This is a genomic window from Ruegeria sp. P8, from assembly GCF_056534665.1.
This window is the reverse complement of record NZ_JBQERC010000003.1, coordinates 213,116-226,450: the sequence shown is the minus strand read 5'-3', so window position 1 is coordinate 226,450 and position 13,335 is coordinate 213,116. Positions and strand designations below refer to the sequence as shown.

The 13,335-nt window shown below is 60.5% G+C and carries 14 protein-coding genes; 5 read left to right on the top strand and 9 right to left on the bottom strand.

The window, feature by feature from the left end; genetic code table 11:
* Positions 1 to 80 precede the first annotated feature (80 nt).
* Entirely contained in the window at positions 81 to 788 is a 708-nt protein-coding gene (locus ACR0BZ_RS07470) for an ORF6N domain-containing protein (protein ID WP_480919881.1), read from the top strand.
* Positions 789 to 809: 21 nt separating this feature from the next.
* Here ACR0BZ_RS07470 and ACR0BZ_RS07465 read toward each other — a convergent pair whose 3' ends face one another.
* From ACR0BZ_RS07465 to ACR0BZ_RS07440, 6 genes are all read right to left on the bottom strand, one after another.
* The gene (locus tag ACR0BZ_RS07465; RefSeq protein ID WP_480919880.1) at positions 810 to 1,238 is read right to left on the bottom strand and encodes an excalibur calcium-binding domain-containing protein; all 429 of its coding nucleotides are present in this window, start codon (positions 1,236 to 1,238) and stop codon (positions 810 to 812) included.
* A gap of 132 nt (positions 1,239 to 1,370) precedes the next feature.
* Complete coding sequence (locus ACR0BZ_RS07460) at positions 1,371 to 1,778, bottom strand: universal stress protein (protein WP_209507891.1); 408 nt, start codon at positions 1,776 to 1,778, stop codon at positions 1,371 to 1,373.
* A 64-nt stretch (positions 1,779 to 1,842) separates the two neighbouring features.
* Positions 1,843 to 2,169: an antibiotic biosynthesis monooxygenase family protein gene (locus tag ACR0BZ_RS07455; RefSeq protein ID WP_209507893.1), complete on the bottom strand. Its 327-nt coding sequence runs from the start codon at positions 2,167 to 2,169 to the stop codon at positions 1,843 to 1,845.
* 141 nt (positions 2,170 to 2,310) lie between these two features.
* Positions 2,311 to 4,599 carry a glycosyl hydrolase family 28-related protein gene (locus ACR0BZ_RS07450; protein ID WP_480919879.1) on the bottom strand — a complete coding sequence of 763 codons (2,289 nt, stop codon included), beginning with the start codon at positions 4,597 to 4,599 and terminating at the stop codon, positions 2,311 to 2,313.
* A 138-nt stretch (positions 4,600 to 4,737) separates the two neighbouring features.
* Positions 4,738 to 5,139, bottom strand: coding sequence for a DUF4864 domain-containing protein (locus ACR0BZ_RS07445; RefSeq protein ID WP_480919878.1), 402 nt, complete (start codon positions 5,137 to 5,139; stop codon positions 4,738 to 4,740).
* Positions 5,140 to 5,187: 48 nt separating this feature from the next.
* Positions 5,188 to 6,762, bottom strand: coding sequence for a lysine--tRNA ligase (locus ACR0BZ_RS07440; RefSeq protein ID WP_480919877.1), 1,575 nt, complete (start codon positions 6,760 to 6,762; stop codon positions 5,188 to 5,190).
* 388 nt (positions 6,763 to 7,150) lie between these two features.
* On the opposite strand from ACR0BZ_RS07440, the gene ACR0BZ_RS07435 reads away from it, so the two are divergent.
* From ACR0BZ_RS07435 to ACR0BZ_RS07425, 3 genes are all read left to right on the top strand, one after another.
* Positions 7,151 to 7,888, top strand: coding sequence for a class I SAM-dependent methyltransferase (locus ACR0BZ_RS07435; protein WP_480919876.1), 738 nt, complete (start codon positions 7,151 to 7,153; stop codon positions 7,886 to 7,888).
* Positions 7,885 to 8,259 carry an EamA family transporter gene (locus ACR0BZ_RS07430; RefSeq protein ID WP_480919875.1) on the top strand — a complete coding sequence of 125 codons (375 nt, stop codon included), beginning with the start codon at positions 7,885 to 7,887 and terminating at the stop codon, positions 8,257 to 8,259. Before ACR0BZ_RS07435 ends, ACR0BZ_RS07430 begins: the two co-directional genes overlap by 4 nt.
* A 102-nt stretch (positions 8,260 to 8,361) precedes the next feature.
* On the top strand, positions 8,362 to 8,784 hold the full coding sequence (locus ACR0BZ_RS07425) for a tellurite resistance TerB family protein (protein WP_209507905.1): 423 nt from the start codon (positions 8,362 to 8,364) through the stop codon (positions 8,782 to 8,784).
* 29 nt (positions 8,785 to 8,813) lie between these two features.
* Here ACR0BZ_RS07425 and dacB read toward each other — a convergent pair whose 3' ends face one another.
* From dacB to ACR0BZ_RS07410, 3 genes are all read right to left on the bottom strand, one after another.
* A complete protein-coding gene (gene dacB / locus ACR0BZ_RS07420) occupies positions 8,814 to 10,292 on the bottom strand; it encodes a D-alanyl-D-alanine carboxypeptidase/D-alanyl-D-alanine endopeptidase (protein WP_480919874.1) in 1,479 nt (492 codons plus the stop codon).
* A gap of 66 nt (positions 10,293 to 10,358) precedes the next feature.
* Positions 10,359 to 10,979: a nicotinate-nucleotide adenylyltransferase gene (locus tag ACR0BZ_RS07415; RefSeq protein ID WP_480919873.1), complete on the bottom strand. Its 621-nt coding sequence runs from the start codon at positions 10,977 to 10,979 to the stop codon at positions 10,359 to 10,361.
* 32 nt (positions 10,980 to 11,011) lie between these two features.
* Complete coding sequence (locus ACR0BZ_RS07410) at positions 11,012 to 11,479, bottom strand: MOSC domain-containing protein (RefSeq protein ID WP_480919872.1); 468 nt, start codon at positions 11,477 to 11,479, stop codon at positions 11,012 to 11,014.
* A 140-nt stretch (positions 11,480 to 11,619) separates the two neighbouring features.
* Here ACR0BZ_RS07410 and ettA point away from each other — a divergent pair, with 140 nt between their 5' ends.
* Complete coding sequence (ettA, locus tag ACR0BZ_RS07405; RefSeq protein WP_010442471.1) at positions 11,620 to 13,287, top strand: energy-dependent translational throttle protein EttA; 1,668 nt, start codon at positions 11,620 to 11,622, stop codon at positions 13,285 to 13,287.
* Positions 13,288 to 13,335 lie beyond the last annotated feature (48 nt).

The window sequence follows — 13,335 nt, the reverse complement described above, 5'->3', positions numbered from 1 at the left end:
GATCCCCACACTCCACCCTTGCACCCCGCCCCACCCTCCTCCACGTTTGAAATCACAAATTGTGATTCCAAACGGCTGCCATGACGAACCCGAAAAACCTGCCCAGCACGCATGAGGTGCAAAGTGCCATTCACAGGGTGCGCGGCACCCGTGTGGTGCTGGCCGAGGATCTGGCGCAGTTCTACGGAAAATCCGTCAGTGCCTTCAATCAGGCCGTCTCGCGAAACACCGACCTGTTCGAAGGCTACCGATTTCAGCTGACCGATGCCGAGGTCGCTGATTTGGAATCACAATTTGTGATCTCAAAACCCAAAGGCCGCGGCGGGCGGCGGGTCAATCCGTGGGTCTATACCGATTACGGCGTGGCCATCGCCTCGGCCCTGTTCAAGGACCCGCGCGCGATCAAGATCACGCGGATGATCACCGAAGCCTTTGTCGATGGCGCGAACGCTCTGGCCGAGGTTCCGCGCAACCTGCCGGAAATCCTGCCCCCCGAACAGGCCCCCACCCCGCTGCTGCCCAATGGCGACCAACTGCGCGAACTGGCCGAAAACATCCTCGATTCCGGCCAGCAGAGCCTTGTCGATTATATCGCCAACCCCACCACCAAGCGCCAACAGGCCGTGGCCGTGATCATGAAGACGCTGGCCGAAACCGCCGGGGAAGAGGTCCGCACTCAACAGGAACGCCTGCGCCTGCGTATCGCCGAACGGCTGGCCACCGGCGATTATGCCAGTGACGACGATCGCAAAGGGTTGTTGGAATTGCTACAGGCGATGAAAGGCTAGCCCCTTCCCGCCCTCCGAAAATCAGGGGCGCACGAACTTGGCGCTTCCCACCGACCGTTCGCGCGGCTTCGGCTGGTCCTGTGCCTGCACGGTGGTCGCGCGTGGCAGCTCCAGCTCGGCATACCCGCAGGCCACCCCGTCACCATCCGGGTCGTTGCGCTCATGATATCCCGGCTGCCCAGCGCGGAACGGACCGATCCCCATGGCCTGTGTCGCATCACACCCCGCCAGCGCGATCAGGTGGATCACCGCCTCGTCCCGCTCATAGCCCGAGGTGCGCAGAAAGACGCCCGTAGCAATCAGCACGGTCGTCAGCGGCAGTAGCAGAACCATGATCAGGATCCGCAGCGGGGACAGCGCCTGCCGCCGCGCCGCCTCGGCGCGCAGATGCCGTTTGGCCGAGCGCGGGTTCAGATCAGGTGCTTCCTGCGAGGGTTTCTTGAACAACATGCCCCGACCCATAAGGGCAATATGTGGCAAAGCCGAGGCAACACAGTTCCACCGGGTTCAAAAAATCTGGCCCGGCCTGAAACCACCGCCCGCACAGGCACAATTTTGCTTACTGCCGATGATGTCCGACCGTTACCGGACCACATGTACCGCGCAAGGGGCGTGGCGTACGATATGGGACGCGGTTGACCCCAGCAGCAGATCCTGCATCCCCGGCCGGTGCGAGGCCACGATGATCAGGTCCGGGTGATGCGCCTCGGCCCAATCCAGAATGGTCCGGCCGGAATGCCCTTCGACCACCACGCCCGTGGCATTCGGCAATTGCGACGCCAGCGTATCAAGCTCTGACTGAATCGCCTTTCGGGCCTCGGACAGATATTCCGCCGGCATGTACGAGATTGCATAATTCGGAATATGCTCAACCACATGCAGCAATGTGACCTGCGCGTCCGGCGTGGCCAGAACCCGGGCCAGTTTCAACGGCCCGGACGTATCTCTTTCAGCATCGAAAGAAATCGGAACGAGAATGTTGTGATACATAGCATGCGCCTCCGTTTTGCAGACTTACTTTGAAACAGACATGCACCGCAGGCTTTGATTCAGGTCAGGTAGAGCCAAATGTCTCTGCAACGTCATACATGACCGGCTCAAAGCTCTTGCACAGCTCGTTGATCTTGCGGTTGCGGTCGCGCATCTCGGGGGTCCGCAGCATGGCCAGGAAATCCTCGCGACGTTGCCATTGCGAATAGTTGGCAATCCGGGTTTGCGCATCATTCACATGAAGCCCCGCAGAAACAAAGCCGGGCTGCTTTGAGATGAACTCGGAATAGGCGTCGGTCAGCGCTTCCAAAAGGTCCTGACAGGTGCCGGGCGTCATTTCAAACGTGGTGATAACTGTCTGAACACTGGCGTTTTTGGCGATTTTCGGCATCGGGATTCTCCATTTCTTTACCCAAGCCTAGCACATCAGATTGAAACGTCGCCTATTTCCTTGCCGATGCGCCAATCGGCGCTTTTCTGCGCCCGTTTGTCAGGCGGCTGGCCACCCCGGAATGGGCGGCCAGCCGCTGTTTCAACGCTCCATTCGCATCGTGACCGAGACTTCGCCTTTCAGGTGATCCGGCCAGCGCAGAATAAGGCTGTCGCCACTGACCCCCTGTTCGGTCAGAACATGAGGGGCCGAATAGACAAGGTTGTTGAACACCCCGGTCAGCGACCCGATGGCAGTGACCCCGTCGCAGCCGCGCGCCTTGCCGCCAAATGGCAATTCGCCGTTTGCCGAAACAGTCCAGACATTCGCGACCGAGTTCTGCTGGCTGCGGATGCGCAGCGGGTTCGAGGATCTCTTGCCAATCCCGTGATAGGTATTGTTCTCGTAGGTCACGTTCGAATGCCTGTTATTGTCCAGATCGGCAAAAGACGTATCGACCCGTTCCGCCCGCTCAATCGAACCGCTGGTGGCGCGGAACTTGTTGCCGGTCACCGTCACGCCATTCAGGTAATGACCAGCACCATAGGGGCGGATGATAATATAGCTGAACCAGGCCGGTGCATCGCTCGAGAAAAAGATATTGTCCGTGATGCTCATCGAACTGAACGAAAACCCGCTGGTATAGGTGGGCGCCGCATCCCGTTCATTGGTCCATTCGATAAAGCAGTTGTCGACATAGTTCTCGGCAATGGTCGAGGTGTTGTAGGTGCCGATCATGATCAACCCTGCGGTACGGACCCCCTGCGGGATGCCGTCGCCCTGAAAGAAATGGTTGCCCAGAACCAAATTGGTGCCACCGCCCAGAACGGCAAAATGCTTGAACCGCACCGCCTGATTGTGACGCAGCTTCACATCGTTCGAGTTGGTGTTCAGCCCGATGGAGTTCCGGTCCGTCACGTCGAGCGCTTCTTCTGAGGACAAGAACTGGCAATTGTCGATCAGCAGCCCCTTGCACCCCGTCGCGGTCGAGGTCAGACCCCGATCCTTCGGGCGACTGATAAAACAGTCTTTCAACGAAAACGTACTGCCCGAGGCCGCCAGACGAATACCGCTGCACCGGCTGTTGCACTGAAACTCGATCTGTTCCATGCCGAATTTCCGCAACGTATCGAAACCGCTGAAATCCAGCAGGTATTTGAACGACTGAAAGGTAAAGGTCTGGGTACCGGCGGCGTCATAGATGGGCGCGCTCAGGGTTATCTCACCGGCGCCTATGTTCTTCGAGCGCACGTAAACCTCACGCCCGACACCACTGCCCTCAACCAGCGATCCTACCGGAATATTGGCCACATTGGCGACATTGGTCAGGCGTGTCTTGTCCAAGGGGTCATAAGTAGCGACAGAGGTGAAGGTTTCGGTGTCCCAGGCGGTACCGCTTTTGACATCGAACTGCCCGTTGCGGATCACGCGGCGCGTGGAAAAGCCGCTTTGCTTGTTGGGAACCGCAGCGGCCATGTCGATCGGCGCGGAAACGGAAATCTTGCGTCCGCCAAGATCCAGCGAGTCATGATCCGAATTGTTCAGCAGAGCCTGAAACGCCTTCTTGAAGGCCAGCTCCTCATCTCCGAACGCCTCGATATATGCGGGCAGATGGAAATCCTTGGTCAGCAACAGCATCTTGTCATCCGGCATGGTGACGGTGCCTTCGAATTCAATCTCCGCATCGATGCTGGTGTTTTCCGCAAGGTGATAGATGCCTTGCGGAACAAAGACCCGGCGGCCACCGGCCGCCTGATCCGCCGCCTCAAACGCAACCGAGTCATCCGTCACACCGTCACCAACGGCACCAAAGTCGCGCACATCGACCAGGCTGATCATCTCGCGCAGAAAGAACCCGGTGACATCGGTGATCTCAAGATCATCGACACGCACCAGCGCGCCGTTGGCCCCTTCGATATCCAGGCCGAAATGCCCGTAAAGGGCGGCAAGCCCCCAGGGCATGTCCACGCCCGGGCGCTGGCCAGTGCCGACAATCGCGGTGATCTCGTGAACGGTGCCATAGCCCGACAGCTGGGTGGCCGGCCCCTGTTCCACAACACCGGCCACATGCACATCACCCGCGCCACCGGCCCAGGCTGCAATGCGCACCGACGGCAACGGGCCGCTGATCGCCTTGACCCGGGCTTTGATCTGCAAATAGCAACCGGGCAGGATCGGCGTCTGCCCCATGTAACGCAATTGCTGGGTTGTGTTGACCTTCAGGATCTCAAGACAACCGGCAAAATCCGCATCCGCCGGAACAAATACCCCGGTGCCGGACCCGCCATATGTGGGCGACCCGGGCGTTCCGTCCCCCGCAGACCAGACGGTCAGACCATTCGCGAATTGAGGCGGCATGAACACGATGCCGTCGGTGATTGCCTTGTTCATTGAAAACCCTTTCCCAATCGCGCCGCGCAAATCCGGCGACGCGTTCAAACCCCGTGTTCAGGTCCGCCCCGAACGCGACAGTCTGGATATCGAAAAGGAATTAACCACGGTTCATCTCACCGTGACGGTGGTGTTGCCTCAGGCCGCAGGGTCAGCCGCACCCAACAGTTGCACCCCGTTGATCTTCCAGCCTTCCGTCAGCGGGATCATCTGATAGTCCAGAAGATGCACCCGCCCGTTACCGTCCGTAATCATCACCTTCTGCCACAGCGCGCCGTCAACCTCGCGCAGTTCCAGAAAACGCACATCGGCAGGACGCCAGACCATGGGATAGCCATTGCGCACCATCGCGCCGAAATTGTCGGGGTTTCGGAACAGACGCTGGATGTTGGGGCTGGCAAAGGTGAAGGCGGTCGCAAAGTCATCCGCCCGGAAGGCCTGTATCTGCGCCGCGATATTGGCCTCGATCTCGGCACTCTGCGCAAATACGCCCGAAGCCAGCCCGGCGCTCAGGGACAATGCAAGCAGTAGTCGACGCATGGGGCCACCTCCTGTTCCAAGGATAGCCCCATGCCGGTTCAGGTCAAATCAGACCAGCTCTCCGGCCAGTGCCTTGTCGATCAGCGCGATGGTCTCGGGCACGCCGTAAAGCGCGATAAAGCCCCCGAAACGCGGCCCTTGCGAGGCCCCCAGCAGCACCTCATAAAGCGCCGAGAACCACCCTTTCATCGGATCAAACCGCTCGCGGCCGATGGCATAGACCACCGATTGCAACGCTTCATCCTCGGTCGGGCCATCATAGGCCTCAAGCGCCGCTTTCAGAGCTTCCAGCGCCTCGCGCTCCTGATCCGTCGGCGCGCGATGCTTGCGCGTCGGCTTGACGAAATCGTTGAAGTACCGCACGGCGAAACCGGCTGCCTTGTCCAGATCGGGGTGGCTCTCTGCCGTTGCCTCGGGCGCATAGCGGCGGATAAAGCCCCACAGCGCCTCCTTGTCTTCGGCACCGGAAACCGATGCCAAATTCAGCAGCATTGCAAAGGGTACGATCAGGGTCGATTCCGGCACGTCGCCGCCGTGGATATGCCAGACCGGGTTGTTCAACTGCGCCTTCAGGTCCTGCCCCGGATAGGCGCGCAGCTGCTGATGATACTCATCATAGGCTTTCGGGATCACGTCGAAATGCATCCGCTTGGCCGTCTTGGGCTTTTGGTACATGAAATAAGCCAGCGACTCGGTCGGCGCATAGGTCAGCCATTCGTCAATCGAGACACCATTGCCCGACGATTTCGAAATCTTCTGTCCGTTCTCGTCCAGAAACAGCTCATAGCTGAAATGCTCGGGCGCGCGGCCACCCAAGGCCCGGCAGATCCCGTCATAGATCTTTTCGTTGGTCGCGTGTTCCTTGCCGTACATCTCGAAATCAACACCCAGTGCCGCCCAGCGCGCCCCGAAATCCGGCTTCCATTGCAGCTTCACGTTGCCGCCGGTGACGGGAACGGTCCATTCCTTACCGTCTTCATCATCGAAGGTGACGGTATAGGTCTCGGCGCAGACCTTTTTCATCGGCACATACAGAACCCGCCCGGTTTCCGGGTGGATCGGCAGGAAGATCGAATAGGTCTGCTGGCGTTCTTCCCGCAGGCTTTTCAGCATGATGGCCATCACGTCGTCATATTTCTCGACGGCACGCTTCAGGATCTCGTCGAACTGGCCTGAGCGATAAAAGTCGCGCGCCGAATAGAACTCGTATTCGAACCCAAAGGTATCAAGGAACCGGCGCAGCATCGCGTTGTTGTGCTCGCCAAAGCTGTCATACTCGCCAAACGGATCAGGAACCGAGGTCAGCGGGCGCTGCAAATGCTCTTCCAACGCCTCGGGGTTCGGCACGTTGCTGGGAACCTTGCGCATCCCGTCCAGATCGTCCGAAAAACAGATCAGCTTGGTCGGGATATCCGACAGCGCCTCAAAGGCGCGCTTGACCATCGTGGTCCGCGCCACCTCGCCGAACGTGCCGATATGCGGCAGGCCCGACGGGCCGTATCCGGTTTCAAACAGCACATACCCCTTTTCCGGAGAACCTTTCTGATAGCGTTTGAGCAACCGGCGCGCCTCTTCAAAGGGCCAGGCCTTGGACGACATCGCGGTTTCGCGCAGTTCAGACATTTCAATGTGCTCCATTGGGGAAACGGTCGCGGCTGCACCACGCAACCCGACCGGCCCCTCCTATTGTGCCAGTGCAGCATGAGTCAATAAAGCACCAGTGTTTTCACCGCCCGGAACCCTGGAAAACCGCCTTGTCACGGGGTTTTGCCGCTAATTGACTGTTCTGCCCGCCCTCAGCCTCTGGTCCACGCCCCCTGCGGCCACCATCCCGCACCGGTTTTTCCATCCGCAGGCCTTACTCCAGCCACACTCATGGGGTGGGTTTGGCGCGCGAAACATAAAAGACACGGGCGACAGGCTTTGACCTGATCCGGATATTTCGCGTGTTTGCACTGCGGTGCTACGATGGAAAGACGCCGGGAAACCTCCCCGGACCAAAGGAAACGAGATGCGACGCGAAACCACCAACCTGATCCGCTTTGTGCTCGAGGATATCGTCCCGCCGATCCTGCGCGACAGCGCCGCCTTTCACTGGCTTGCGCGCCGTGTCTGGGGGGAACACATTACCCGGCTGGCGGCGTTCCGCGAACGCGCGCCTTTTCTGACGGACGAAGAATACGAAACGCTCTACCGGGAACACCCGCGCGTGCATGACGGAACGGACAATTCCGACGCCTGCATCGACCGGATCGCCAGCGACATTGTTGGCGACAGCATCTGCGATGTCGGCTGCGGCACCGGGGCCCTGCTTCAACGCATCCGCGCTCTGCGCCCGGACATCACGGCCATGACCGGTGTCGATTTCGTTGTCGATGACGCCGAAGCCATCGAAAACATCAAATATGTTGCCGCCCGGATCGAGGACCTGCCTTTTGAGGACAACAGTTTCGACACGGTCATCTGCACCCATGTGATCGAACATCTTCTGGATTACCGCCGCGCCATCGCTGAATTGCGCCGGGTCGCGCGCAAGCGGGTCATCATCGTGGTCCCGCGCGAACGGGAATATCGCTACAGCTTCAACCCGCATTTCAATTTCTTTCCCTACACCCACAGCTTTCTGCGCGCCGTGCATCCCAGCCCCAGGTTTCACACCTGCGAGGATATCGGGCGTGACATCTATTACTGCGAGGATCGCCCGGCCGAAGAACGCACCGAAAAGCCCCTCAAGGATCAGGCTGCATGAGCGCAACCGCACCCACAGCGCTGATCTGGACCGGGCTGCTTCTCACACCTGTCATGATTTCGGTCGGACAGGTGCTGTTCAAACTTGCCGGCGGGCGAATCGACGGCCGCACCGCGACCGGGGCGATGGGGGTGTTGCATACCCTGCTCGATCCTTTCTTGCTCGTCGCTCTGGCGATTTACGGCACAGCAACGATACTCTGGATTTACGTCCTCAGGCATGTGCCGCTGTCGCAGGCCTATCCGTTTATGGCGCTCAGCTTCGTACTGGTCCCCCTCGCCTCGTGGCTGTTCTTCGGGGAAACGCTGGGGCTGCGCTATTGGATCGGGGCGGGCCTTTTGCTCGGCGGTATGGCGATTATGAACACCTGACCGGTTCAACCTGCCGCACAATGCGGATAAAACAAGATGTTGAACCTGCCCTGCCCCCCTTCTATCCTGCGCCATTGACGAACCCCAAGCAGGATGCCCCGAATGACCGAGCAAGTTCCCCACCCGATGTCCCCACAGGATTGCCTTGTGGCGATCATGGTTGCGATCTCGGCCTCCGACGAAACCATCCGAACCGCCGAGCTGGTAAAGATCGAGGTCGCCGTGAACATGTTGCCGGTTTTCGCCGGGTACGACATCGACCGGATGCGCCACGTGTCGCAGGTCGTGTTTGACCTGTTCGAACAGGAAGACGGGCTGGATGCGCTGTTTGGCCTGATCCGGGACAACCTGCCCGAACGCCTGAACGAAACGGCCTATGCTCTGGCCTGTGACGTCGCCGCCGCTGACGGAACGCTGGCCGAATCCGAACTGCGCCTGCTGGAAGAAATCCGGTACGAGCTGAACATCGACCGCCTGCACGCGGCCGCGATCGAGCGCGGGGCTAGGGCGCGCCACACCGTCTGACGCCCGCTGCTTCAGGCCGGTTTCAGGTTTCAGCTTCCGTAAAGTGATCCCCAGCGCTCCAGCAAGGCGCGCTGCAATTTCCGTGATCTGCTGTTCCAGCTGCGTGCGCCATCCGGGCGCTCACGCTGCGCGCGTGGGATCGTTGCGCGATGGTCCACGTCGGCGGTGAATATCGCGAATGCCAGATCGACCCCGTCCGCAGTTGTCAGGAAACCGCCCAACCCGGATACAAAGTTCAATGTCCCTGTCTTGGCATCAACCTTGATTGGGTGGTTCTTGACGGGCCGCCCGTCCCGGTCGGTCAGTGCAAAAGGTTTCATCAGGGGTCGCAACATCCCCGATTTCTGTGTTGCAACAAGGGCCGCAACCAAATCCGCCGGCACCATGCGCGAGGCATCGCTCAGACCAGAATGATCGACCATGGCGATCCCGGTCACGCCGAAACGACTGGCCGCCCACCGGTTCATCTCGGCCGCTGATTCCGCCAGGGTGTGCGGGTCAACACCGCGCGCCCTGGTTGCGGCCAGCCCGACCATCTCGGCCGTCAGGTTGGTCGAGTATTTCAGCATCCCGCGCAGGATATGATCCAATCTGTCGCTGCGATGCACAACAAGATCGACACCCTGCACGCTCTGGCGTGTCACCTGAACACGCTTCAAAACGATTCCGTTCGACCGCGCCAATGTGCGAAACACATCGCCCGCGTACAAAGCGGGTTTGCGCACCGGCAACCAGCGGGCCCCGCCATTGCCCAGCGCACCCTTGGCCACGGTCCAGCGATCCTGCCGCGCGCTTGCCTGATAGGTATAGATCGGCAGGCTGCGATCCTCGACCCGCATGGCCGAGACATCCACCGCAGGCACATAACGCGCGCTGCGGGCATCCATGGTTATGTCATAGCCACTCCCTGCGCGTTTCCATTCGAAATGGACACGATTGAAGTTCAGGGAAATGCCGCTGACGGCCGGGCTAAAGCCCACATGATCCGGCTGCCCGGGATCGATGCTGAACACATAAGGCAACGCCCCGTCATAAACCTTGAACGCGCCGCGCACTTCGATAATCCCGGCCTCGCGCAAATTGGCCGCCATCGCGGCCAGCGCATCCGTATCCAGCAGCGGGTCGCCGCCCCCAACCAGAATCAAATCGCCGTGCAGAACGCCCTTCTCGATCCGGCCATCCGCCACCAGCCGAGTCTCGAACCGGTGTTCCGGCCCCAGAACATCCAGCGCATAAAGCGCGGTCATTGCCTTTCCAACGCTGGCCGGGGGCAGACTTGCGCCGTCACCAAACACTTCCAGTTGCGCCCCGGTCGCCACATCCGCAACCGCAAACACAACCTCGCCCTTCAGGCCTGCTGCGGCCACCAATCGCTCGGCACCGCTTAAAATGACCCCGCGCGCCTGCGGCCTAAGCGATACAAGCGGCGCCTGCGCAAGGCCCGCTGCCGGGATCAGGGACGCCCCTAATCCCCCCAGAAATAAACGACGTGAAAAACGACCAGCCATAGCCGAATTAAAATCCCACAGATCAAAAGCACACAACCACCGTGTTAGATTATGCGCCCGTTGGGGCTATTCCGGCAACACTTCTGCGCCCCATTCGCCGCGTGTCCGGAGTTCGGTCGAACTGACATCGATCATCGGCACGTTCACGAAACACCAGGCCGGAGCCTGCGCCTGCCCCAAAAGGTGCCGCGCCTGCCCGTCGATCCGGTACTTCGCATAAACCCGCGCCGCAGACGACATCCGGGCCGAGATCCGCTCGCCCGGCCGCGCCACCACGCCCACCGGCACAGTGTCCATGATCAGCCGCCAGTCTTTCCAGCGATGAAACTGCGCCAGATTATCCGCGCCCATCAGCCAGACAAACCGCACCTGCGGGTAAAGCCGCCTGAGCGCTGTCAACGTGTCCGCCGTCGCCCGCGTGCCGACCAGCGCCTCGATATCCGTCACATCCACCTTCGGATGCTGCATCACCTGCCGCGCCGCCACCATCCGCCGCGCAATCGGCGCAGGCCCCCGCTCTTTCAACGGATTGCCGGGTGACACCAGCCACCACACCCGATCCAGCCCAAAGGCCTTCATCGCCTCACGCGTTACATGCACATGGCCCCGATGCGGCGGATCGAATGACCCGCCGAACAGCCCAACGACCTGCCCGGGCCGCGCGTATGGGATGTCGTATCGCTCCATACCCTGCTGATGTTCAGAACCGGGCCGCGTTGTCAATCAATCGGTTGCACGGCGTCGCCCAGCGCAACCCGCCCCGGCCTGACAACTTCGGCACACCATCCCCCATGCCCCCGCACGGCAGAATAGCCGCCCTTGCCCAGCGCCTCTTCCATCCGGCTGCACGGCGCGCAGATCACGGTAAAGCGCAAAACAGCCTCGCCCACCTGCACCACGCGCCCCTTGAGCGCGGCAAGATTGATCCCCGAAACCACCAGATTGCGCCGCAGGGTTTCCGGGGCCACGGGTCCCCGCCCCAGATAAGACCCAATCGCCGCCAGATGCTCCTGCTGGATCAAAGAAACCGCCCGCTTGCCCGCATGGCCCCGGTCGCCTTCCAGCCCATCGGCCGAGACCACCGCCTCCCTCACCACCTCCACCCCAACCCGCCGCTCGGGCCGGACGCCTATCCATTCGACACGTCCTGGCTGCGCCCAGCCTGATATCAGTTCCGCCAGTTCCACTACTTCATGCCCCTCATACAGCCCGGCAAACCTAGCCCATGCAGATACGGGACGAAATTCACAAAACCACCAGCTTGCCCCGCCCGCCCGGCTCGGATATCCAGCGTTTCAACCTAATTTTCCGACCCAGAGGACGCGACATGGCCGCCTATCAATATGTCTACCACATGCAGGGTGTCTCAAAGACCTATCCCGGTGGCAAGAAGTGCTTTGAAAACATCCACCTCAGCTTTTTGCCCGGCGTGAAAATCGGTGTTGTCGGCGTCAACGGCGCGGGTAAATCGACGCTGATGAAGATCATGGCCGGCCTCGATACCGATTTCACCGGCGAGGCCTGGGCTGCCGAGGGCGCCAAGGTCGGTTACCTGCCGCAGGAACCGCAGCTGGATGAATCGCTCACCGTCCGCGAAAACGTGATGCTGGGCGTCGCGGCGAAAAAGGCCAAGGTCGATCGCTTCAACGAGATTGCCATGGAGATCGCCGAGAATTACTCGGACGAGCTGATGGAGGAAATGACCACCCTGCAGGACGCGATCGACGCCGAGAACCTCTGGGACCTCGACAGCCAGATCGACGTGTCGATGGAGGCACTGCGCTGCCCGCCGGACGATGCCAACATCGCCAACCTCTCGGGCGGTGAGAAACGCCGCGTGGCGCTCTGCAAGCTGCTGCTGGAAGCGCCCGACATGCTGCTCCTGGACGAACCGACCAACCACCTGGACGCCGAAACCATCGCATGGCTGCAACAGCACCTGATCGACTACAAGGGCACCATCCTGATCGTCACCCACGACCGTTACTTCCTGGATGACATCACCGGCTGGATCCTCGAACTCGACCGCGGCCGCGGCATTCCGTACGAGGGCAACTATTCCGCATGGCTGGAACAAAAGGCCAAACGGCTGGAGCAGGAAGCCCGCGAAGACAAGTCCAAGCAGAAGACCCTGCAGCGCGAGCTGGAATGGATGCGTCAGGGCCAGAAGGCCCGTCAGGCCAAATCCAAGGCCCGGATCAACGCCTATAACGAGCTGGCCGAACAGTCCGAACGTGAAAAGCTGACCCGCGCCCAGATCGTCATCCCCAACGGCCAGCGCCTTGGTGGCAAGGTGATCGAGGTCGAGGGCCTGTCGAAACACATGGGCGACAAGCAACTGATCGAAGGGCTGGACTTCGCCCTGCCCCCCGGCGGCATTGTCGGCGTCATCGGCCCCAACGGCGCGGGTAAATCGACCCTGTTCAAAATGCTTACCGGTCAGGAACAGCCCGACAGCGGCACCATCACGCTGGGCGACACGGTCGAGCTGTCTTATGTCGACCAGTCCCGCGACGACCTCAAAGACAACGACACCGTGTGGGAGGCGATCACCGGCGGCGCCGAAATCATCCAACTGGGCGACGCGCAGGTTAATTCCCGCGCCTATTGCTCGTCCTTCAACTTCAAGGGCGGCGACCAGCAGAAAAAGGTCTCGCTGCTATCCGGCGGTGAGCGCAACCGCGTCCACATGGCCCGCCTGCTGAAAGAGGGCGGCAACGTCCTGCTGCTTGACGAACCCACCAACGACCTCGACGTCGAAACCCTGCGCGCACTGGAAGACGCGCTGGTCGATTTCGCCGGCTGCGCCGTCGTCATCTCACACGATCGCTTCTTCCTCGACCGGATTTGCACGCATATTCTGGCCTTCGAAGGCGACGCGCATGTGGAGTGGTTCGAGGGCAACTTCGAGGATTACGAAGAGGACAAAAAACGGCGGTTGGGACCGGACGCACTGGAGCCCAAGCGGTTGAAGCATAAGAAGTTTGCGAGGTGAGGCTGGGTGGCGGCTGTATTGCTAGAAAAGCAGAATTGGGGATGCTTT